We start from the raw sequence: 21,847 nt of genomic DNA, 5'->3' as shown, positions 1-21,847 counted from the left end.
AATGACAAGAGACCAGGCCCGCGAAAAGGTCATCTTTGCCCTCGACACCGGAGAATTCGCCCATGTCCAGTACTGGGCCGAAACCCTTGCCGACAAGGTCGGGATGTTCAAGGTCGGCAAACAACTCTTCACCGCCTGCGGACCCGCCGCGGTCCGTATGATTCAGAAGATTGGCGGCGAGGTTTTCCTCGACCTCAAGTTCCACGATATTCCCAATACCGTTGCCATGGCATCGGTGGAAGCGGCCCGCATGGGAGTTAAGCTATTCAACCTCCACGCTCTCGGCGGTTACGAGATGATGGCAACAACGGTGGAGGCCCTTGACAGGGAATTCAAGGGCGAAAAACGGGCGAAGGTTCTTGCTGTCACCATCCTTACCTCGTCTACGGAGGAAACCCTGCGGGATGTGGGGATTGAGCACGCCGTCCCCGAGATGGTTGTAAAGCTCGCAATTCTTGCCAAAAAGGCCGGCATCGACGGTGTCGTCGCTTCGCCCCGGGAGATTCCCCTTATCCGCGAGGCGTGCGGGAACGATTTCCTCATCGTGACCCCCGGCGTTCGACCGTCGTTCGCGGCTCTCAACGACCAGAAGCGGGTCATGACCCCGGTCGAGGCGGTGCAGGCAGGGAGCGACTATCTGGTCATCGGCCGTCCCATCGGCGACGCACCGGATCCGGCTGCTGCAGCCGAGTTGATTCTCGACGAAATCGTCGCCGGCTGAGCCGGTTGGAAAGGGCACGTGTGAAAGAAGAAATCCTCTACGGGATAAACAGTGTCATAGAGGCCCTGCGCGGCAAGCGGAGGGCCTTTGAGCTTTTTGTCTCCCGGGATGCCAATGATCGCCGCATGGAGAAACTCCTGAAGCTCGCCGCCGAGAAGGGAGTGCCGGTCAGAAGCCGTGACAAGCGCGATATCGGCCGCCTCTGCGGCTCCGAGCATCACCAGGGTGTGGCCCTCAGGCTGGAGGGGTTCCCCTACTCCGAGGTGGCCGATATCGTCTCCTCGTGGCGCGAGTCCGGGGAGAGCGGGCTCATCCTTGCCCTTGACGGGGTACAGGACCCCCACAACCTGGGTGCCCTCATCCGGAGCGCCGCCTGTGCCGGCGCCCATGGCGTCATCATCCCCAAGGATCGTGCCGCTCGTGTAACTGCCACGGTAGAAAAGAGTGCCGCCGGTGCAGCCGAAACCATACCTGTCGCCCAGGTTACCAATCTGGCCCTGGCCCTCGACGAGCTAAAAAAGGTCGGCTTCTGGATCTATGGCACGGCCGATAGCGCCGCCTCTCCCTTGTATGGTAATGATCTGACCGGAAATGTCGTCGTTGTGATCGGCGGGGAAGGAGAGGGAGTAAGACCTCTGGTGCGGAAGAAGTGCGATTTTCTCGTTGCTATCCCGCTCCGAGGGGGTGTCAGTTCCCTAAATGCCTCGGTTGCGGGTGGGGTTGTTCTCTTTGAGGTGCTTCGACAGAGACTTGCAGTAAAGCAATAAAACTGAAAAGGGCCTCAGCATCCGTGCTGAAAGCCCCTTGATTATTAATTGGTGCGAAGGTCGGGACCAAATATCAGGCGTAACAACTCAATATTATTAATGTTAATTGGTTGTGATTTTTACTGGTACCGTCATAACTGCCGCCAAAATATAACACCTTCACCCTGCTCCAACGTCTGCATTGCCGAAGACGGTTGTTAACCATTTCCGTTAACCAAGTTGACCCATATGGTTAACCAGAGTGAAATCAAAAACGCAACCCGCCACACCCTGCCGACGAGAGGCCCGTCAGCCTTTACCTTGTCAAACCTTTCCCTCCCTCGAATCCCTTGATTTTCATAGTCTGGCGTGTTCGCTTCGATCATCATATTTCCACCCCTCCCCCTTGGCATAAAAGGCATAAAAGGTTCAAAAGCCTATTCATGCGGGTTTACGGATTGTAGGGCAATGGCATAAAAGGTTCAAAAGCCTACCAGAGCGGGTTTACAGCGCATGGCCCATGCTTTCCTCGATCTTCTATGCCTGGCGGGTCCGCTTTGATCCATTATTTTTTTACCCCTTCCTCTTGGCATAAAAGGCATAAAAGGTTCAAAAGCCTATTCATGCGGGTTTGCGCATATCCCCCCCGCGTCATCTGCGGTTTCCCTGTTTTTCTGACTTGGAGAGTCGGCTTCGGTCATCACATTCCCGGCCTTCGCCTTATACTTGGAATCTTTCAACGGAAACCCTCCCAGGAGCGCCCCAACATCTGCGGCGCTGCGGTCCAAAAAAGCCATGACTCCACCCCCCTTCGTTCCCATCTACTGAGAAAGGCCGCTACCCTCAAGAGGTAGCGGCCTTTCCCGTTTAGCCGATGGTTACCACGTTGCCTGATTTTTATTAAAGAACTCCCCGCCCGATAGAATGTTACCCGCCACATTCATAGTCTTGCTGATACCTTCCCCAATGTTGTTCCCGGTCTGGTTCCACTGGTTGTAACGGACATCGCCCAGGGCACGGGTCCCGGCGGCCTGATTGCTCCCCAGTTTGCCCCAGAGGTTCGAGAGGTTCGCCCCCAGGTTCTGTTTTGAGGATGCCAGTGCGTCAACCCCCTTGCTCCCCACATTCATCAGGTCGCCCAGGCGGGTGTAACGGGTGTTGTCAACGTTCATTCCCCGACTGAAGTCATCGGCGTAACTGCTTGCCAACTCACCATAACGGGTGTTGAGGTCGCTCAGGCGCGTCTGCTTTGCCGCCTCGTTTCTGTCCCACAAGCCCTGAACCATCTTGTTCTGAAGGTCGTTCGTCCCCTCGGCCACGGCCCGGCCAGAGAAGTATTTACCACGGGCGGCAAGCTGCTGGTTGAGGTTGCGCTGGGCCAGGTCGGCAAGGTAGGTGTAGGACGGGTCCGCCGTTACCTTCTGATTCAGGATCGCGGACGCTTCGGCGTTGCGGTCTGACAGTGCCCCTCGTATCTGGTTGCCGGTGGCCATGGGGTCAAGGGCGTTCAAATAGCTGCCGGAGCCAAGGACGGCGTTCTGGAACTCCGGCAGGGCAAGCTTCGACAATTCGACATAGGGCTGGTAAAGGCCGAAGCTCTCCCCATAATTCTTGGTAAGGGCGTCTGCCCCCTTCTGGTAATAGGCCCGTTCCGATTCCAGTGCGTTCTTGTACTCGTTTTTCTGCGCGTTGCCACCGAAAAAACTTCCTACACCTTTGACAATATCGCCCATTTTCAAACTCCTTTCAGTCATCTCGACTGTGCTTTATTCCCTCCCCCCCATGGAGAGGGGATTGAAACCCGATCACCACCCGGCGAGCCTCGCTTATGGCCCCGTTCACCCCGGCCGCATCCCGCCGAGAATAGGAATCATCCACGGCAACCATTGCCGCCTGAAGTCGCCGCCACTCTTCAGCCCGGCGCACCTTCACCCTGTCCCATCCTCCGGGAACCTGAACCGCCGAAACCTCCTTGACTAGCCGCTGTATCTCGACAGCCGCGCGGCCGGTGTCGAACGGTTCAGCCGTCCCGCTCCCGGCCGCCGGCGGTGCCTCCTTCTTCAAGTACCGTTTCCACTCCATCATTTCAGCAACTCCGGGTTCACCGCGTACAGTATTTGCGGCCGTCCCGCTGTTTTCCGCTTGCATGGTTCACTTATCATGTGGCGTTCCGTCAGAACCTTCAGAGCCCTTTCGAGCTGTCCCCCGTTCCGGAAGCGTCGCAACTCCTTGTAAACGTCATTCTGCCTGAATCCCCGCTCTCCCTTCGCCTTGATCCAGGCCAACACCGTCTTTGCATCGTCAAGACTTGGATCGTCCGCCATGAGGTTAAAGGCCGCCCGTGCGTGGCTTATCAGAATCTCGCACAGGTTCAGCGCCCGTTCAACCGTCCCCATCCCGATTGCGGAAACTTCCGCCCCGTGCTCGACAACATGGAGCAACCCGGCAACCCGCAAGGCCGCGCCGGGTAGCTTGCTGGTCCAGTCCTGGAAGTGGTAAAACTCCCCCTCCGGCCCCTGGTTATCCTCAATATACTGGGAGAACGCTTGCCAGGCCGGAAGGGCATCACCGGACAGGGTGAGAATGCGCGGCCGCTCTTGCCCCTTCTCGTCATGTTCCGGACCTATGGCGAGTAGCCCCTTGATCCCGGCGACATAAGCGGCCTTGACCGATTCCGGGACCGGCGCGCGCCTGGTTACGTCCCGCCCCCCTATGGTGCTTTTCGGGAGGCAGTACAGGAACCGGGCAAGGGTGCCGTTGCCCCGAAACCGCGCCTTGTTCCCCTGTGCAAGCTGGCTTACCACGTCCGGTTGAACTGTGAGACCGAACGTCAGCGCCGGACGCTGCAACGTCACACTCCGCCCTTGACGATCCACACGGACAGCCGCCCCCGCGTGGCCCTGAAGAAATACGTTGAGGTTTGCCCGGCCGCTACTGTAGAGCCCGGCCATTACCTCAAAAATGCCCCCTTCGTCGGAAAGAAGCGCCATACGCTCCCCATGCTCCGAAAGAAGGGCCTGCAACCTCTCCGGCGTGACGTCATCGGTCCAGAGGCGCGGGGCTATCAGTTCATCGGGCATCTCGTTTTCTGTCTGGTCGATCTGCCTGAAAATCTCGCCACACTCGGCACTTCCGGCTAGCTTTGCCGCCTTCGCCTTCAACTGGTCAATGGTCTTCTGTCCCACGTCCCGCCGGTTCTTGATTTTCTTGATCTCCGGCCCCAACCGGCGCAGTTCGTCCCGCTCCCAATCAGACAGAACACCCGTGAAGGCATTACGGACGGCCGTCTTGCGGTTGCCAGGGTCAAGAGCCGTGACCGTCCAGACGCTTAGAGGCTCCACATAGTCATCACCATAGGGGGAAACCTCAAACCGCCGTTGCAAACAGGCCGCGACGGTGGCAAGAGCGAACATGACCGACAGCCCCGGCGGCGTCTGTGTCGAATCGGCAACCGCCCTTGCATAGTCGCCAAGCCAGACCGGCAGGAGCCCCGCCGAAATGTCCGGCGTCTCCACGTCGCAGAAATGGAGCGGTTCAGGCCATTCCCACTCCGTTTCATCCTTTACGGCTTCCGGCGTCGCTTCCGGTTCCTGGTCCGGCCGTGTCTCACTTGCGGGGGCTTCAGGATCAACAACCGGCGCGGCCCCCTTGATGATCTCCCGCACTCGGTCCAGCCCCTCCAGACGGTGCAAATCGTTCATGTCCGTGGGCTTCTCGCTCGTATCCTGGAACACCGGCACGGCCAGGAACCCGCCGACAGCCCGCGCCGCTTCCGTGCCCTTAGTTACTCCCGCGTTCACCTCGGAGAACTGATCATTGTCGGCCGCAATGATAATCTTGATCCCCGGTCGCTTCAACCGCACCACCTCGGCAACCGGCTTCAGGTTGCCAGCATCGAAGGCCGCCAGAACGCAATGGCCGGTAGCCTGGTGGATACTGGCGGCCGTGGCGTACCCCTCGGCAATCACTACCGTGTCACCCTTCGCCTTGCCCATGGTGCAGAAATGCCCGTGCTTGTTGGTGCCGGTCTTGAACTTCTTGGATCCGTCAGGGGAGATGAATTGTAGACCGTGGAGGGTGCCGCCGATATCCTTGACCGGCACAAGCAGAGAATCCTTGAAGGCCCTGAGTCCGTAGGCGTTCACCCCCTTCCGCTGGAGATAGGGGTTACTGTTGGTGGCTTCTTTCGCCTTCGCCCAGGCATCGGCACACCATGCCCGGCACTCGGCATGAACCCGTTTGCGCTCTTCTTCTTGTTGCCGGCGCGCCGCTGCCATCTTTGCCGCGAACTTGGCCTTCTCTTCGGGGCTCATGGTTCCGCCGTTCTGGTAGCACCACGTTTCATTGATTCCGAGTTTCCAGCTTCCGAAACTCCCGGCTATTGGTTCATCGGCGTGAAGAACGTAAAAACCGTTTTCACTCTTCGCCCTGTCGCCAGGGACGGTAAAACGTTGCAACTTGCCATCGGCCACGATCTCCGGCGGGGGCTCAATTCCCCTGTCTCGCATGGCTGAACGGAAGGCTTCAATATGATCCATAAGTAAGCGGCCTCACTTCGTGGCGTTTGGATAGTTCACGGCAAGATATCGGGTATACTTCTCCCGGCGGGTCCGGATACCCATAATCCTGAACCCTTGCCCTGAAAGGGCTTTCAAGAGTGACTCTCTTCGATGTTCTTCGACGATACGGCGTTGAACGGCCGTTACAGGCGGGGTTTTCATGGTCATTCCCTCTCTCTGTCATCTCGACAGTGATGTCTTACGGCTATTGGTGGCTGTCTTGATTTACAGGCTCGTTTTTCTTCTCCAGATAGGAAAGCACGGAAGATTCAGACCACACCGTGACGCGTGGCCCCAATTTCAACGGAGACGGGAACAGGCCTTGTTTTACCCAGGCCCAAATGGTGGACTTTGCAGCGGGGATCATGGGAGGGACGGGGGGGTCTGCCTTCGGGTTGCCCACAAGGTCAGACATACGCAGATAGCGCGTTTTCATGGTGATTGTCTCCTTTGCACGGTAGCGTTGTTTTCATGCAAAGAGACATTACAGGGACATTGCAGACATTGCATTAAATTGAAATCGACGGATAAGGCCCTATTTCGATTTACCTGATGAGGGGGTAGAGGGGAACTTGCTAGATATTGCCGACTCTATCAGGTCCAGTGCCTTTTTTCCATGGATTACAACTTTCTGATAATCAGAACCCCAGGCAGCCAGTTCTTTCTCTGTTTTTCTTTGGTTCCCGTAAACAATACTTACAATGTCATTCCTGCAATGTCCGGAGACAATCAAGTCGTGGACCTTTAAGCAGGTTCGTATTTCTTCAATCTGGCTCTGTGACTTGCTTTGTCCCTTGCCTTTCTTGAATTGCGGTTTCTCAGACTCGGGACAATCAAGCATCATAAGTTCTTTGTGAAAACGGATATGGTTCATCACTTCTTTACAGAGCGCCCTTTCAATTTCCTCTAGGGTGGAAAACATATTGACCGTTATCAGCAGTTTGACACGATCAATCACGCTTGATTCCGTTGGGTAATCAACCACTATCGCAGGAACGTCTTGATTCTCAAGAGCAAGGCGCGCCCTGTAAACCGCCCCTGCATCCTCCCCCCTCTTGAGAAATTCAAGCCTGAGCCGTTCAAGCTCTTTTTCGTCATCCATCAACGCGCCCCCTGTAGCGCCCTGGTAAATGATCGCGGGAAACCGCCCCAGGGAAGGCGGCTTATCGTCAGGCCAAGACTATCCCGCGACTTCTCTTCAGGTCAGGCCGACGCCGGCCCCCACAACACCTGTGCCTCACAAATGGAAATCCTGCCGCCAGTAATACGGCTAGTCATGTGACAGAACAGCCGCGCCCGGTCTCCTTCCGAAGCAGCGGGAAGAAAATCAGCAATATCCTTTGCCAATTCTGAAAGAAGCTTCAACACCCTCTCTTCACCCTGATTCCGCATTTCATCCCCCTTTGTCATTTCTTGTTTGCTCGACATAACAGCCCCCCCTTTTTGTCGCGGCCTCAGTTCGCCGCCTTGTTGTCCTTCACGATCCGATAGACAGAAGCAACCCCGATACCCAGGCGACTGGCAACCTCTTCACGCGTCACCCCTTCGCCGATCAACTGCATCACTTCGACGGCCTTTGCCCGTGCCGTGGCCTTGCGCCCTTTGTAGGCTCCGGCCTCCTTGGCAATCCGTATGCCCTCCCGTTGCCGTTCCAGCATCATCTCCCGTTCAAACTGACCGATTGCCGCCAGCATGGACAACATGAGTTTTCCCGTCGGGTCTTTCGTATCAAGGTTGATATTCAGCACCTTGAAACGTACCCCTTTTTTCTCCAACGCCTCCACGATCTCAAGAAGGTGTTTCGTGCTCCGGGCTATCCGGTCCAGCTTGCAACACACAACCGTGTCACCCTCCCGGACAAAATCAAGCATGGCGGAAAGTTCCGGCCGGTCATATTGAGCGCCGGACGCCTTTTCCTGGTAAATCCTCTCACACCCGGCCGCCCTGAGCTGTTCGAGTTGCGCCGTCAAGTCTTGTTCGACCGTGCTCACCCTCGCATAACCCACTATCGCATTCATAACAGCCCCCCCCTTTATTACTATCACATACGTTTTAGATGTTTTGATAATAACCTATCAAAATCCACTTGTCAACTTATGTGATAGACTTTTTTGCAGATTTTTTGCCTATCGCTGGGGCATGGTCTATTGATAGTGAATATGTTGCGTTCGATCCCCCTGGAAGTATGCCCGTGCCGGGTCGGTTCGTGGCGGGTACCCGTGCAGCCGCGCCTATTGGCTTTTGGACCTTCTATGCCTTCTATGCCACGGGGCCAGTTCAAAGAATCCCGGCCCCCTCGCAACGTGGTTCAATAGCGGTTCACCGCCAAGTGAAGAACCGCGCCTATTGGCTTTTGAACCTTTTATGCCACTTTCTCCCCCTGGATAATCACCTGTAAACCCTTATGAATAGGCTTTTGAACCTTCTATGCCTTCTATGCCACATACGGGGATAAATGAAAACGCGGGGGAGGGACTATCGTTAAATACCTTCTTTCCTTTTGATAAAAATATTAGAAAAAACATTCAATAATATATATAGTATGTAACAATAAATACCCGCCAGACGTAGAAACCAGGCGCTTTTGTGGCCTTAATGCTTCCCCTTCATGGATACTCTCACCCGTCAGACTTCTTGAACGGCAACACCTTTGCACCCGTTTTCAACCCGTCCAGGTAATCGGCCCAGGTCTGCATCATCCTCTTGCGCTCGGCAAGGTGAGTAGTCCGGTTGTAGGCGCGCCCCAAGGGGTCTTTGACGGCGTGGGCAAGTTGCAACTCGATCCAGTCGGGCCGGAATCCCAACACTTCATCAAGGACAGTCCGGGCCATGGCGCGGAACCCGTGAGCGACGATCTCATCACGATTGAAGCCCAGGCGACGGAGAGCCGCGTTGACGGTATTTTCAGACATGGGGCGAAGAGTGGAACGGTTGCAGGGGAACGCGTAACGCCCCCGACCGGTGAGAGCGTGGAGCTCCTGGAGGATCGCCACGGCCTGAGAGGGGAGGGGGACAAGGTGAGGGAACTTCATCTTCATCTTTTCAGCGGGGATATTCCATTCTGCCGCGTCAAGGTCGATCTCCGACCACTCAGCGTGTCGGAGTTCCCCAGGACGAACAAAGAGGAGAGGGGTGAGGAGGAGAGCGCACTTGACCACAAAGGAACCCTCGAAGGTCTCCATTGCCCGGAGTAGGGGGGCAATCTGTTTCGGGTCCGTGGGGGCCGCGTGGTGACCGTTCTTCACCGGGGGGAGCGCGCCCCGCAGATCCGCCGCCGGGTCACGTTCGGCGCGGCCGGTGGCAATGGCATACCGAAAGACGTTACTGCAATGGTTCCTGACACGGTGGGCCGTATCGAGTGCCCCGCGTTCCTCCATCCGGCGAAGGACCGCCAGTAAAGCAGGGGCCTTGATCTCTGCAACGTCAACCGCGCCAAGCCACGGGAAAACCTCTTTCTCCAACCGTTGCAAGATGGTATCGGCATGGACGGCAGACCACGTTTTTGCATACTTGCCTTGCCATTCCCGCGCCACCACCTCAAAGGTGTTTGCCGACTGCTCCCCCTGTGCGGCCTTCTGAGCCTTCTTCACGTCACCAGGATCAACACCGTTAACGAGGAGCTTCTTTGCATCCTCCCGGCGTTGCCGTGCATCGGCAAGTGAAACCGCCGGGTAAGCACCGAAGGCAACCGTTTTCCGCTTGCCCCCGTACCGATAATCACACCGCCAGAGCTTCCCGCCTGTCACGGTAACGAGGAGATAGAGCCCCCCGCCGTCTGCCAGCTTGTGGTCCTTTTCCTTCGGTTTGGCTGTCTTCACCTGAACGTCTGTCAACGGCTGAATCCGCTTTGGCATTGGCGTCCCCCTTTTTGACGGTATCCACCTTTCATGGTTGACGGTATACCCTCAAAGATACCGTCAAAAAAACTGGATTTTAGTATACCGCGTTAGACGCTACCGGACAACGGATAAAGAAAAAGCCCCGATTTCTCGGGGCTTCGTGGACTATCTCGAACCTTATTGGGTTATGTGTTGGTGCCGGAGGTCGGAATCGAACCGACATGGGATTGCTCCCGGCGGATTTTGAGTCCGCTGCGTCTACCAATTTCACCACTCCGGCAAAAGTGTCCGGATTATAACCACATGTGTCGGGGAGCGTCAAGGGCAAATACCCGGATAATTTTTTCGGGAAAAATGTGTTGACACCCTTGCCGCCGTTTTGATATAAACCAAATCTCTTTTGAACGGGGCTGTAGCTCAGCTGGGAGAGCGCTTGAATGGCATTCAAGAGGTCGTCAGTTCGATCCTGATCAGCTCCACCAAAACATTGAGGGGTTGGCCGAAAGGCCAACCCCTTTTTGCGTTTTTTGGTGGTGGACATCAGGAGTACTTCACTGGAATGACCAGTCAATGGCGCATATCCTGGTTTGTTTTCTTGTTTGTTTTCCTTGAAGAACCCTTTCGCATTCAGTATACTTACCCGGTTTTAGCGACGATACGAGGAGGTTTGTACCGATGGACGATATTCTTGGTGCATGGAAGAGGAGCCACTACTGCGGCATGCTGACAAAGGCCGATGTGGGGCGTGAGGTCATCCTCATGGGGTGGGTCATGCGGCGAAGAGACCACGGGGGGTTGATCTTCGCTGACCTCCGCGACCGCGAGGGGCTTGCCCAGATCGTCTTCGATCCTGCGAAAAATGCAGATGCCCATCAGAAGGCCGAAGCTATTCGCAATGAGTACGTCGTCGCCGTTAAAGGGGAAGTGATACCACGTCCCGAAGGGACTGTTAACATCACCATGAAAACCGGTGAAGTCGAAGTCCTTGTTACTGAGTGCAAAATTCTCAATCGTTCCAAGGCGCTTCCTTTTACCCTCGATGATTACGTGGACGTGGCCGAGAATCTCCGCCTCAAGTACCGCTATCTTGATCTTCGTCGTCCGACCCTTCAACAGAATCTTATTCTTCGCTCGAACGTTGCCCAGATAACCCGCAAATATTTAACCGAAAACGGTTTTCTGGAGATCGAGACTCCGTTCCTCACTAAGTCCACCCCTGAGGGGGCCCGTGACTTCCTCGTGCCGTCCAGGATTAACCAGGGGAACTTTTACGCGTTACCCCAGTCGCCCCAGATTTTCAAGCAAATTCTCATGATCTCCGGTTTCGACCGTTACTTCCAGGTCGTTCGCTGTTTTCGCGATGAGGATCTGCGTGCCGATCGCCAGCCTGAGTTTACCCAGATCGACTGCGAGATGTCGTTCATCGATCGTGAGGACATCATCTCGGTCATGGAAGGGCTTATTGCGAAGATATTCGCGGAGGTTAAGGGAGTAAGCGTCCCGCTTCCCATGCTGCGTATGACCTATGCGGAGGCGATTCGCCGCTTCGGTGTCGACAATCCCGACATCCGTTTCGGGCTTGAACTCGTGGAGTTGACCGAAATCGTCAGGGGAGCTGGCTTCAAGGTCTTTGCCGACGTCGCTGCCTCCGGCGGGATCATTAAAGGGCTCAATGCCAAGGGTTGCGCGAAGTTTTCCCGCAAAGAGATCGATGACCTTACTGAGTTCGCCAAGATTTACGGCGCAAAGGGTCTTGCCTATGTCAAGATCGAAGAGGGGCAATGGCATTCACCTATTGCGAAGTTTTTCTCTCCTGAAGAGATTGCAACGATGAACAAGGCATTTGGCGCCGAGGATGGAGACCTTCTTCTCTTCGTTGCCGACAAGCCGAAGGTTGTCAATGATTCCCTTGGCAAGCTCCGCAATCATCTTGCAGGTCTACTCGGGTTAGCGGACAAAAACATCTTCAAGTTTGTCTGGATTACCGACTTTCCACTCCTTGAATGGGATGAGGATGACAAACGGTGGGCAGCCGTGCACCACCCCTTCACTGCGCCCATGGACGAGGACTTGGAGAAAGTCGGATCTGACCCGGGAAGCTGCCGTGCCAAGGCTTACGACCTGGTTCTTAACGGCAACGAGATTGGCGGCGGGAGTATCAGGATTCATCAGCAGCACGTTCAGTCCCTTATGTTTAGTTTACTCGGGCTTTCCGACGATGAGGCACGCGCCAAGTTCGGCTTCCTTCTCGATGCCCTTGAATGCGGTACCCCTCCCCATGGCGGCATCGCCTTCGGTATGGACCGTCTTATTATGCTTCTCACGGGAAGTGACTCCATTCGAGACGTCATTGCCTTCCCTAAAACACAAAAGGGTGCCTGTCTTATGTCCGAGGCCCCTTCCCCGGTTGATGCAAAGCAGCTTAGGGAGCTTGCACTCAAGGTGACCGTAAAGCAATGAGAGTGGAAGGGTGAATGAGGGGGGCTACGCTATCAGCGCCAGCAGTGCTGGCTTTACTGGCTTTGGTTCTTGCGAGCTGCTCCTCGGGGCTTCCGCGTTACAGGATGGAGGCGCTGAACAGGTCCTACGCCGTTCGAATGCAAGGCGGAGAACAGAGTAAGCCAGAGGAGTATGCGAGTATTGTTGATGCGCTTGAAGCTGGAGATCGATTCCTGCTCCATAATGAGGTTGAAGGGGCCGAACGATTTTACCTTCTTGCTTTAAGAAAAGCAGAGTTGGTCGAGCGGCAGATTGAAGACGAGCGGAAGCAGTTGGAAGTCCAGCGATTAAAGGCTGACGAGGAGCGTCGCGAAGCTGAGCAGCAAAAGGCTCTGCAGGAACTGAAGAGAAAGCAGGTTGAGCGGCAAGAGAAAGAGGTTCGAGAAGCGCGGAAGAAGATCGAGAGGGTTTTGCCCGTTAAGGAAAAGGAACGAGATGTACGGCCGCTCCCTCTCTACCACACTGTCAAACGTGGCGAGACTCTGCCCCAGATTTCAGCACAGCTCGAGGTGTATGGTGACGCTACCCTGTGGCCGATTCTTTATCGCTCTAACCGGGATCAGATTCGAGATCCAAGGAGAATATGGCCAGGTCAGGTTCTCAGGATACCGAGAAATATTGGACGGGAGGATATTGCCGAAGCTCGGCGTTATGCACAGGAGCGTCAGCTGCCGTAGCGTAAATAATTTAAGAATGCCGGGTCATTGACCCGGCTTTTTTTGTGCCTAAATACGGGGAATTTTGTCGTATACGTGAAATAGTTTTTCCTTGACAGTAATTACTATTTTGCATACTGTATACACACTTTAGGGTAAAGTGTTAGCGATGGTTCATGTAAGCTGGTTCACGGTTAAGCCCGATTGCAGTAGGTATCTCGACCGCTGCATGTGTCATTCTGGTGAGCCTCTGGCGCATAGCCATAAATAAATAAGGAGGAAACATGTCGACACACAAGATTATTTGGACAGAGATTGATGAAGCACCCGCACTGGCAACATATTCCCTGCTTCCGATTATTCAGAAATTTACCAAAGGGACCGGTGTTGAAGTGGAAACACGGGATATCTCCCTCGCCGGCAGGATCATTGCCAACTTCCCGGAGTACCTGACCGAGAGCCAACGCATCCCCGACTTCCTGACGCAGCTGGGTGAGCTGACCCAGAAGGTCGAAGCCAACATCATCAAACTGCCGAATATCAGCGCCTCCGTTCCGCAGCTGAAAGAGGCGATCAAGGAACTTCAGAGCCAAGGCTATAAACTTCCCGACTACCCGGAAGAGCCAAAGGACGCCGCGGAGAAAGAGATCCAGGAGCGCTATGCCAAATGCCTGGGGAGCGCCGTCAACCCGGTGCTGCGTGAAGGCAACTCCGACCGTCGCGCGCCGCTCGCAGTCAAGGAATATGCGCGAAAGAACCCGAAGACCGTGCCCTTGAGCCCCTGGGAGCCCGGTTCCAAGGCCCACGTCGCCCATATGACCGGCGGTGACTTCTATGGCAACGAAAAATCGGTGGTCATGGAAAATGGCGGCGACTTCAAGATCGAACTGGTCGCCGGTGGCAAGACCACCATCCTGAAGGACAAGCTGACGGCATCCAAGGGCGAAATCCTCTCCGGGACCTTCATGAGTGCAAAGGCACTCCGGAAGTTCTATGCCGACCAGATCGAGGATGCAAAGAAGAGCGGTATCCTGCTGTCGCTGCACCTCAAGGCGACCATGATGAAGGTCTCCGACCCGATCATGTTCGGTCATGCCGTGACGGTCTTCTTCAAGGACGTGTTCGACAAGCACGCTGCCACCTTCAAGGAACTGGGCGTCAATCCCAACTTGGGGCTGGGCGAGCTTTACAAGAAGATCCAGAGCCTGCCGGAAGCCAAGCGGACCGAGATCGAGGCGGACATCAAGGCGGTCTACGCGCAGCGTCCGGCCTTGGCCATGGTCGACTCCGACAAGGGGATCACCAACCTGCATGCTCCCAACGACATCATCGTCGATGCTTCCATGCCGGTCGTGGTTCGGGAAGCCGGGAAGATGTGGGGCGCGGACGGCAAGCTGCACGACACCAAGGCGATGATCCCCGACCGTTGCTATGCAACCTTCTATCAAGAGATCATCGAGGACTGCCAGAAGCACGGCGCCTTCGATCCGGTCACCATGGGTTCGGTCCCCAACGTCGGGCTGATGGCGCAGAAGGCCGAAGAATACGGTTCCCACCCAACGACCTTTGAAATCCCCTCCAATGGCACCATCCGCGTCGTCGCGGCCGACGGCAAGGTGCTGATGGAGCATGCCGTTGAAGAAGGCGATATTTGGCGCATGTCGCGGGCCAAGGACATCCCGATCCAGGACTGGGTCAAGCTGGCCGTCAACCGCGCTCGGGCCACCGGCGCGCCGGCGGTCTTCTGGCTCGACAAGAACCGGCCACATGATGCCAACGTCATCGCCAAAGTCGAGAAATACCTGAAGGACCATGACACCGCCGGGCTGGAGTTCCATATCATGACCCCGGTCGAGGCTATGAAGTTCTCCCTGGCCCGGATCCGCAAGGGGCAGGACACCATTTCGGTCACCGGCAACGTCCTGCGCGACTACCTGACTGACCTCTTCCCGATCATGGAGCTGGGAACCAGCGCCAAGATGCTCTCCATCGTCCCGCTACTCGCCGGCGGCGGCCTGTTCGAGACCGGGGCCGGCGGCTCCGCTCCCAAGCACGTCCAGCAGTTCGTCAAGGAAGGCTATCTGCGCTGGGATTCGTTGGGTGAGTTTTCGGCCTTCGGCGCGTCCCTGGAGCATCTGGCCGCTACCTTCAACAATGCCAAGGCCAAGGTGCTGGCCGAGACCCTTGATCAGGCACTCGCCAAGTTCCTCGACAACAACAAGTCGCCGGCCCGCAAAGTCGGACAGATCGACAACCGCGGTAGCCACTTCTACTTTGCCCTGTACTGGGCGGAAGCGTTGGCGGCCCAGACCAAGGACAAGGAGCTCCAAGCGCGCTTTGCGCCTGTGGCTAAGAAACTTGCCGAAAACGAAGCGAAGATCAATGAAGAGCTGCTTGGTGCCCAAGGCAAGCCAGTCGATATGAATGGCTACTATCACGCGGATAAGGCAAAGGTAGCTAAAGCAATGCGTCCCAGCGCTACCTTGAATGCCATAATCGACTCTATCTGATAATTTTTGTTGCACCACGTAGACAACCCCAAATCATTACGGAGGAAGAAAACATGGCACGTAAGAAAATCGCACTTATCGGTGGTGGTCAGATTGGCGGCGTCCTTGCTCAGCTTTGCGCCCTGCGCGAACTCGGCGATGTGGTGATGTTTGATATCGTTGAAGGTCTTCCCCAAGGGAAGATGCTCGATATCGCCGAAGTTGGTCCGGTGGATGGGTTTGATGTCTCTCTCAAGGGTACCAACAGCTACGCAGATATCGCGGGTTCGGATATCGTCATTGTTACCGCCGGTCTCCCCCGTAAGCCGGGCATGAGCCGCGACGACCTGATTGAAGTCAATTCCAAGATCATGACTCAGGTGGCTGAGGGTATCAAGCAGTACGCTTCCAACGCCTTCATCATCGTTATTTCTAACCCGCTGGATGCCATGGTAACCCTCTGCCAGAAGATTACCGGCTTCCCCTATAACCGGGTCATCGGCCAGGCCGGTGTCCTCGACTCGTCTCGGTTTGCTTCTTTCATCGCTTGGGAACTGGGCGTTTCCGTCAAGGACGTCGTTGCCGTGACCCTCGGCGGGCATGGTGATGATATGGTGCCGCTGGTCCGGTATACCAGCGTCTGCGGTATTCCGGTGATGGAGCTTCTTGAGCGTAAGTACAAGGACAAGGCCAAGGCAAAGGAAGTCATGGAAGCCATGGTCAAGCGGACCCGCGGCGCAGGCGGTGAAGTTGTTGCCCTTCTCAAAACCGGCTCGGCATTCTACTCCCCGGCCTCTTCGGCCATTGCTATGACCGAGTCCATTCTCAAGGACCAGAAGCGCGTCCTCCCGACCTGCTGCTTCCTCCAGGGTGAGTTCGGCGTGAACGGCTACTATGTGGGTGTACCCGCAGTTCTCGGCGAGAATGGTGTGGAGCAAATCATCGAGTTTGCCCTCGACGAAGAAGAGCAGGCAATGATGGACAAGTCGGTTGCCGCGGTCAAGAGCCTCGTCGACAGCCTTAAATAAGAGATTTGACTACTACCGCAGCAAGGCAAAGAAGGGCCCTGTGCCCTTCTTTTGTCTTGTTGGGGCTTTGTACTTTGAAAAAATAGTGCTGATTTTGTGGTTTTTTTGTCCAAGACGTTGAAATTGTATACACGGCTGTGTTATATACCACAGAGGTTTTGCCGGAAACGGCTTCATTTTAGTAAAGGAGCGTATCTAGATGGAAAAAAAGCTTCCGACTATCGAGATTATTGAGAAGTACTGCAAGGGCTGCCATATTTGCGTCGAATTTTGCCCAACCAAGGTACTGGAGATGAAAGGGTTCGTCGTGGCGGTGAAAAACCTCGAGGCCTGCATCAAGTGCATGCAGTGCGAACTGCGCTGCCCCGACTTCGCAATCAAGGTCACCCCGTAACCATTCCAAGAGGAGGTATTTGACGTGGCTAAGAAAGTTGCATTTCTCCAGGGTAACGAGGCCGCAGCTCACGGCGCTCTCTACGCTGGCTGCCGGTTTTTCGCCGGTTACCCTATTACTCCGTCCACCGAGGTTGCCGAGGTAATGTCGGCAGAACTCCCCAAGGTGGGGGGGAAATTCATTCAGATGGAAGACGAGATTGGCGCCATGGCTGCTCTTATTGGGGCATCATTGACCGGTGTTAAGGTGCTTACGTCGACCTCTGGTCCAGGCCTTTCCCTTAAGCAGGAAAATATCGGTTATGCATGCATTACCGAGGTTCCTTCCGTAATTGTCAACGTAATGCGTGGCGGCCCCTCTACTGGTATGCCGACTGGCCCTTCACAGTCGGACGTCATGTGTGCCAAGTGGGGAACCCACGGCGACCACCCCGCCATCTGCCTCGTGCCTGCATCCGTGCAGGAAATCTTTGAGGAGACGGTACGGGCCTTTAATCTGGCTGAGAAGTATCGCACGCCGGTAATGATCATGCCGGATGAGATCGTCGCCCATATGCGTGAGCGGATTGTTTTTCCCGAACCGGGCGAGCTTGAAGTTGTTGACCGTACGGCTCCCTCTGTACCGCCCGAGAAATACAAGCCCTATGATACTTCCTTTGGTGATGTGCCGCCGCTCGCCGCTTTCGGCTCCGGCTACAAGTTTCACGTGACGGGTCTCAACAAGATGCAGGATGGTTTCCCGACCACCAAGGCCGAGATCGTACAGGCCGAAGAAGAGCGTCAAGTCCGCAAGGTGGAGGCCAACAAGGCTGACATCATGAAATGGGAAGAGTATCTGTGTGATGACGCCGAAATCATCGTTGTGGCGTTCGGATCCACCTCCCGCTCGGCTCGTTTTGCAGTTAACGAGGCCCGCAAGAACGGCATCAAGGCCGGTCTGTTCCGCCTCATCACCTTCTGGCCGTTCCCGGAGGAGCGTCTTCTGGAGTTCTCCAAGAAGGTCAAGGGGTTCATTACCCCGGAAATGAACCTGGGTATGTGCACTGGCGTGGTTAAAGGGTGTATCGAGGGGAATGCTCCGGTTCTCGGCATATTCCGGGTTGACGGCGAACCCATCAATCCGGGACAGATCCTCGACAAGATGAAGGAGGTCAAGTAACCATGGCGTTTGATTACGATAAGTATATCCGTCCCGGTAAGTTGCCGCACATCTGGTGCCCTGGCTGCGGTCACGGGATTGTCATGAAGGGGCTCATTCGTGCAATGGACTCCCTCAACCTGAAAAAGGAAGAGACGGCCATCGTCTCAGGTATCGGCTGCGCTTCGCGTCTGCCGGGCTACTTGGACTGCTGCACGCTGCACACCGCCCACGGCCGGGCTGCAGCTTTCGCCACCGGCGTCAAGATGGCGAAGCCTGAGATGAACGTCATTCTTGTCGGTGGTGACGGCGATGGTACCGCCATCGGTGGCAACCACTTCATTCATGCTTGCCGTCGTAACATCAATATGACGTACATCATCATGAACAACTACATCTACGGCATGACCGGCGGCCAGTTCTCTCCTTGTACCCCTACTGGAGCCAAGGCATCCACGACTCCTTACGGCAACCCTGATCCCGGTTTCGACATCGCAAAGCTGGCCATTGGTGCCGGTGCTTCGTTTGTTGCCCGTGGAACAGCATACCATGCTGCCCAGATCGACAAACTGATTGCCGAAGCGATTCAGCACAAGGGTTTTTCTGTTGTGGAGATTCTTGACGATTGTCCGACCACCTATGGTCGCCGGAACAAGTACCGCTCGGTTGTTGAGATGATGAACCGTCTCAAGGAAGTTGCCGTGCCGGTAAAAGCCGCCGAGAAGATGACCGCCGAGCAACTGGAAGGAAAGATCCTCACGGGTGTTCTGCACAAGGTCGAAAAACCTGAGTACTGCGAGGAATATGCGAAGGTCCTTCAGCGGGCCCAGGCTGCCAAATAAACACCCTGATTGCAAAAGGAGAATACACAGATGGCTGGAAGATATGAAATTCGTTTTTCCGGGGCCGGCGGTCAGGGTCTGATCCTGGCTGGTGTTATCATGGCCGAGGCAGCATCTATTTTTCAGGGAATTCAGGCCGTCCAGTCACAGAGCTATGGCCCTGAGGCTCGGGGTGGCGCTTCAAAGTCCGAGGTGGTCATCTCCGATGATCCCATTGACTATCCTAAGGCGACCGTTGTCGACGCGCTTCTGGCACTGACTCAGGAAGCTTGCGACAAGTATTCCCATGACCTGAAGGAAGGTGGAGTTCTGCTCATCGACTCCGACCTGGTGAAAACTAAACCCAAGGGCAACTTCAATGTTGTTGCTTTCCCGATCATCAATACGGCCAAGAATGATGTCGGCCGTGAGATCGTCGCCAACATCGTGGCGCTTGGCGCCATGGTTGCCCTCACGGGAGTGGTTACCAAGGAGAACGCAGAAAAGGCCGTTCTCGCACGGGTTCCCGAAGCTTTCGTCGAGCTCAACAAGAAGGCTTTCCAGTTAGGTTATGAAAAGGCAATGGCGGCGAAGGGGTAATTCCTTTCACGCTAGAATGATGCAGGAGGCCCGACGCCATTGGCTCGGGCCTCTTGTTATTTGGGGTCTGGACACTTGCAGGATGGGGTGTTCAGGAGTATAACGTACGTTCGCACAGTGCAGTTCGATTGTCGTTCAAGAGTGCATGATGACGTTAGAACTCTGCCAAATATCGCTTCAGCAAACTCAGGAGTTGTTGCGACTTACCAATACAACTCTTCGGAGTATCTGTTGCCGGAAGTTCACCGACAGGGAGCTCTATGTTGAGGCGCTTCGCCGCGTCCTTGGCGGGCGGGGCAGGCGGGGACCAGACAGCATCTATATTCATCTGAATGGCAAGTCGGGAGAGAGCCGGGGCCGGGTATTCCATCTAATCTCTGGTGAAGTAGTCGAGGGATCCGAGGAAATTGTCATTGACCCCGCATCAGTCTTTTCACCGCAGCGCCTCTCGGACGAGATGCTTGTTTCCAACTGGCGTGACACCTGTGAAACGGTTGAGCAATACCAGTCCTATTTCCATCCCAAGATCAAGTCCTTCATCGGCAGACCCGTTACCAATTTTATCTGCTGCCAGATCGGCGGAGAGTTGTCGGGTGCTCTTCTTGCCTTTAATTATCCTGGCGAGGCCACCGAGTACGATGCCAGGGTTCTTCTGAGCCTTGCGGTTGTGATCGGCTCGTTGGTTACCCTCTCCAATGGCGTCCGTGAAACCGAAAATGCATTCATCTATACCATCGAGGCTCTGGCCCGGGCTTGTGAGGCTGCTGAGGAGAGTACGGGCGAACATATTGTCCGTGTCAACCGCTATGCCGGTGCATTGGCTGCCAATATGGGGTTGCCGGTCGATCTTGTGGAAGTGATCTCCTACTCGGCCCAGATGCACGATGTGGGAAAGATACGAGTGCCGAACGAAATCCTTTTGAAGTCAGGCCCATTGGACGGGGAAGAACTGCGGATTATGAGGCTGCATCCCGTCTACGGTGAAATGATACTTGGTGATTCGCCCCGACTCCAGATCGCACGGGAAATAGCCATGACCCACCATGAGAACTGGGATGGCAGCGGTTATCCCTCGGGGATTGGCGGAGAGGAAATACCCCTGTGCGGCCGGATAGTGAAGCTTGCCGATGTCTACGATGCTTTGCGCTCGCGAAGGAGCTACAAGAATCCCCTCAGCCATGAAGAGACGCTGGCTGTTTTCAGGGAAGGAGACGGGCGCGTCGACCCGGTACATCACTTCGATCCGGTTGTCCTCGCGACGTTCTTCAGCATTGAGCATATCTTTGAACAGATCTATCGGAGTGTGAGTTCTGCGGGGACCTGAAGAGCTTCTACTTAGGCTTTGACTCATACCATGAAATCTATTACTTTGTGAAAAACCTCTGACCAAGGAGACTCGGATGTTCCTTCTTCCCAAGGGAAATCCACTGTATGAAAATATCGCCGCGGCCAAGGTGAAGCTTCCCGATATGTTCGAGAAGCTGAAGGCTGGTGGTTTCACGGGTTACCTTAATTTCACGTTTCCCTCGGCGACGGCAATCCTCTTCTTTGAGGGTGGCAAGTTGATCAGTGCCTTACTTGATCAGGAGGAGAAAAAACTCACCGGTTTCGAGGCCATTGCCGGTGTCTGCACCCTTATTTTCAGCGGGGGAGGGAGTCTCAGCGTCTACAAGCTTTCCAAGGACCTGGCCATGTGTCTTCATGCCATGATCCATGGGGATGTCCTGTATCGGGGGCAAGAGTTAAAGCTGATCGACATCAAGGGACTTCTGGAGAAGCTGAAAGCCCAGCGCCTCAACGGTTGTCTCAGAATCTACACCGAGAGCCGCACGGCCCTTATCTTTTACAAGGAAGGGTCGCCCCTTGGCTTTTTCCATGACGGTTCCACTGATATTGAAACGTCGGCTACCGAGTCCCAGAAGATTGCGGGTCTTCCCGGGGCCAAGATTGATGTCCTGTCAACCAAGAGTGTCGACGAGTTGATGCACTATGACCTCCTTGAGATGGTGAACGTTACGAAGCTCTGGGAGTCGACCAGCAACAGGTTTGCCTCTGAGCGCGACAAGATTCGCAAGGAGGCCGCGGTTGTCGACCGGTATCAGGAGGAGGAGAAGCTCCGGGAGTTGGAGGATGACCTGAAGGAGGTCGCCATGGCCTACGTGGGCAAGATGGGGGCCACTCTCGTGGAAAAGGAGCTTAATGACCGCGGAGGGCGAAAGGCTCTCCTTGACGGTGCACTTGTTGGTGCATTCCTGGCAGGGGTGGAGAAGGGGGCCAAGCTCCTTACCAGCATGTCCAAGACGAAAGAGATGCTGGAGACCATGAGGAGTGAAATCGCCAGTCGGACCTGACAGGCTG

The 21,847-nt window shown here is 55.4% G+C and carries 21 protein-coding genes and 2 tRNA genes; 13 read left to right on the top strand and 10 right to left on the bottom strand.

The features are described 5' to 3' along the window. Nucleotide 1: 1 nt before the first annotated feature. Together pyrF and rlmB are read left to right on the top strand one after the other, a co-directional pair. Nucleotides 2–721 (top strand): orotidine-5'-phosphate decarboxylase, encoded by a 720-nt coding sequence (gene pyrF, locus RCH91_RS13355; protein ID WP_306535458.1) that lies wholly within the window; start codon nucleotides 2–4, stop codon nucleotides 719–721. Between the two features lie 20 nt (nucleotides 722–741). After that, the gene (gene rlmB / locus RCH91_RS13350) at nucleotides 742–1,488 is read left to right on the top strand and encodes a 23S rRNA (guanosine(2251)-2'-O)-methyltransferase RlmB (RefSeq protein ID WP_306535457.1); all 747 of its coding nucleotides are present in this window, start codon (nucleotides 742–744) and stop codon (nucleotides 1,486–1,488) included. Nucleotides 1,489–2,345: 857 nt separating this feature from the next. Here rlmB and RCH91_RS13345 read toward each other — a convergent pair. From RCH91_RS13345 to RCH91_RS13300, 10 genes are all read right to left on the bottom strand, one after another. Then, on the bottom strand, nucleotides 2,346–3,200 hold the full coding sequence (locus RCH91_RS13345; RefSeq protein ID WP_306535456.1) for a hypothetical protein: 855 nt from the start codon (nucleotides 3,198–3,200) through the stop codon (nucleotides 2,346–2,348). Between the two features lie 13 nt (nucleotides 3,201–3,213). Next, nucleotides 3,214–3,552, bottom strand: a complete 339-nt coding sequence (locus tag RCH91_RS13340; RefSeq protein WP_306535455.1) for a hypothetical protein — start codon at nucleotides 3,550–3,552, stop codon at nucleotides 3,214–3,216. After that, entirely contained in the window at nucleotides 3,549–6,005 is a 2,457-nt protein-coding gene (locus RCH91_RS13335; protein ID WP_306535454.1) for a DUF3987 domain-containing protein, read from the bottom strand. Before RCH91_RS13335 ends, RCH91_RS13340 begins: the two co-directional genes overlap by 4 nt. Nucleotides 6,006–6,017: 12 nt before the next feature. Further along, on the bottom strand, nucleotides 6,018–6,194 hold the full coding sequence (locus tag RCH91_RS13330) for a hypothetical protein (RefSeq protein WP_306535453.1): 177 nt from the start codon (nucleotides 6,192–6,194) through the stop codon (nucleotides 6,018–6,020). A 37-nt stretch (nucleotides 6,195–6,231) separates the two neighbouring features. Continuing rightward, nucleotides 6,232–6,462: an AlpA family transcriptional regulator gene (locus RCH91_RS13325; protein ID WP_306535452.1), complete on the bottom strand. Its 231-nt coding sequence runs from the start codon at nucleotides 6,460–6,462 to the stop codon at nucleotides 6,232–6,234. A gap of 99 nt (nucleotides 6,463–6,561) precedes the next feature. Further along, nucleotides 6,562–7,128 (bottom strand): hypothetical protein, encoded by a 567-nt coding sequence (locus tag RCH91_RS13320; protein WP_306535451.1) that lies wholly within the window; start codon nucleotides 7,126–7,128, stop codon nucleotides 6,562–6,564. 101 nt (nucleotides 7,129–7,229) lie between these two features. After that, complete coding sequence (locus RCH91_RS13315; protein WP_306535450.1) at nucleotides 7,230–7,454, bottom strand: hypothetical protein; 225 nt, start codon at nucleotides 7,452–7,454, stop codon at nucleotides 7,230–7,232. Between the two features lie 26 nt (nucleotides 7,455–7,480). Further along, on the bottom strand, nucleotides 7,481–8,044 hold the full coding sequence (locus tag RCH91_RS13310) for a recombinase family protein (protein WP_306535449.1): 564 nt from the start codon (nucleotides 8,042–8,044) through the stop codon (nucleotides 7,481–7,483). A 600-nt stretch (nucleotides 8,045–8,644) separates the two neighbouring features. Beyond that, nucleotides 8,645–9,880, bottom strand: coding sequence for an integrase arm-type DNA-binding domain-containing protein (locus RCH91_RS13305; protein ID WP_306535448.1), 1,236 nt, complete (start codon nucleotides 9,878–9,880; stop codon nucleotides 8,645–8,647). Nucleotides 9,881–10,058: 178 nt separating this feature from the next. Next, nucleotides 10,059–10,145, bottom strand: a tRNA-Leu gene (locus tag RCH91_RS13300). A gap of 126 nt (nucleotides 10,146–10,271) precedes the next feature. Here RCH91_RS13300 and RCH91_RS13295 point away from each other — a divergent pair. The 11 genes from RCH91_RS13295 (at nucleotide 10,272) to RCH91_RS13245 (ending at nucleotide 21,840) form a co-directional block, all read left to right on the top strand. Further along, nucleotides 10,272–10,347, top strand: a tRNA-Ala gene (locus tag RCH91_RS13295). A 193-nt stretch (nucleotides 10,348–10,540) separates the two neighbouring features. After that, nucleotides 10,541–12,325 carry an aspartate--tRNA ligase gene (aspS, locus tag RCH91_RS13290; RefSeq protein WP_306535447.1) on the top strand — a complete coding sequence of 595 codons (1,785 nt, stop codon included), beginning with the start codon at nucleotides 10,541–10,543 and terminating at the stop codon, nucleotides 12,323–12,325. 104 nt (nucleotides 12,326–12,429) lie between these two features. Next, complete coding sequence (locus RCH91_RS13285) at nucleotides 12,430–13,041, top strand: LysM peptidoglycan-binding domain-containing protein (RefSeq protein WP_306535446.1); 612 nt, start codon at nucleotides 12,430–12,432, stop codon at nucleotides 13,039–13,041. Nucleotides 13,042–13,304: 263 nt separating this feature from the next. Further along, nucleotides 13,305–15,530, top strand: coding sequence for an NADP-dependent isocitrate dehydrogenase (locus RCH91_RS13280; RefSeq protein WP_306535445.1), 2,226 nt, complete (start codon nucleotides 13,305–13,307; stop codon nucleotides 15,528–15,530). Between the two features lie 53 nt (nucleotides 15,531–15,583). After that, nucleotides 15,584–16,537: a malate dehydrogenase gene (gene mdh, locus RCH91_RS13275; protein WP_306535444.1), complete on the top strand. Its 954-nt coding sequence runs from the start codon at nucleotides 15,584–15,586 to the stop codon at nucleotides 16,535–16,537. A 199-nt stretch (nucleotides 16,538–16,736) separates the two neighbouring features. Further along, complete coding sequence (locus RCH91_RS13270) at nucleotides 16,737–16,931, top strand: 4Fe-4S binding protein (protein ID WP_306535443.1); 195 nt, start codon at nucleotides 16,737–16,739, stop codon at nucleotides 16,929–16,931. A gap of 24 nt (nucleotides 16,932–16,955) precedes the next feature. Further along, nucleotides 16,956–18,089: a 2-oxoacid:acceptor oxidoreductase subunit alpha gene (locus RCH91_RS13265; protein ID WP_306535442.1), complete on the top strand. Its 1,134-nt coding sequence runs from the start codon at nucleotides 16,956–16,958 to the stop codon at nucleotides 18,087–18,089. A gap of 2 nt (nucleotides 18,090–18,091) precedes the next feature. Further along, the gene (locus RCH91_RS13260) at nucleotides 18,092–18,910 is read left to right on the top strand and encodes a 2-oxoacid:ferredoxin oxidoreductase subunit beta (protein ID WP_306535441.1); all 819 of its coding nucleotides are present in this window, start codon (nucleotides 18,092–18,094) and stop codon (nucleotides 18,908–18,910) included. Between the two features lie 30 nt (nucleotides 18,911–18,940). Next, the gene (locus tag RCH91_RS13255; protein ID WP_306535440.1) at nucleotides 18,941–19,489 is read left to right on the top strand and encodes a 2-oxoacid:acceptor oxidoreductase family protein; all 549 of its coding nucleotides are present in this window, start codon (nucleotides 18,941–18,943) and stop codon (nucleotides 19,487–19,489) included. 148 nt (nucleotides 19,490–19,637) lie between these two features. Beyond that, nucleotides 19,638–20,813, top strand: a complete 1,176-nt coding sequence (locus RCH91_RS13250) for an HD-GYP domain-containing protein (RefSeq protein ID WP_306535439.1) — start codon at nucleotides 19,638–19,640, stop codon at nucleotides 20,811–20,813. Between the two features lie 76 nt (nucleotides 20,814–20,889). After that, nucleotides 20,890–21,840 carry a GTPase-activating protein gene (locus RCH91_RS13245; RefSeq protein ID WP_306535438.1) on the top strand — a complete coding sequence of 317 codons (951 nt, stop codon included), beginning with the start codon at nucleotides 20,890–20,892 and terminating at the stop codon, nucleotides 21,838–21,840. Nucleotides 21,841–21,847 lie beyond the last annotated feature (7 nt).

It is taken from the genome of Geobacter sp. (assembly GCF_030834625.1).
Lineage (GTDB): Bacteria > Desulfobacterota > Desulfuromonadia > Geobacterales > Geobacteraceae > Geobacter.
Note: the sequence above shows the minus strand (reverse complement) of the source record. Positions and strands in the feature narration are given on the sequence as shown.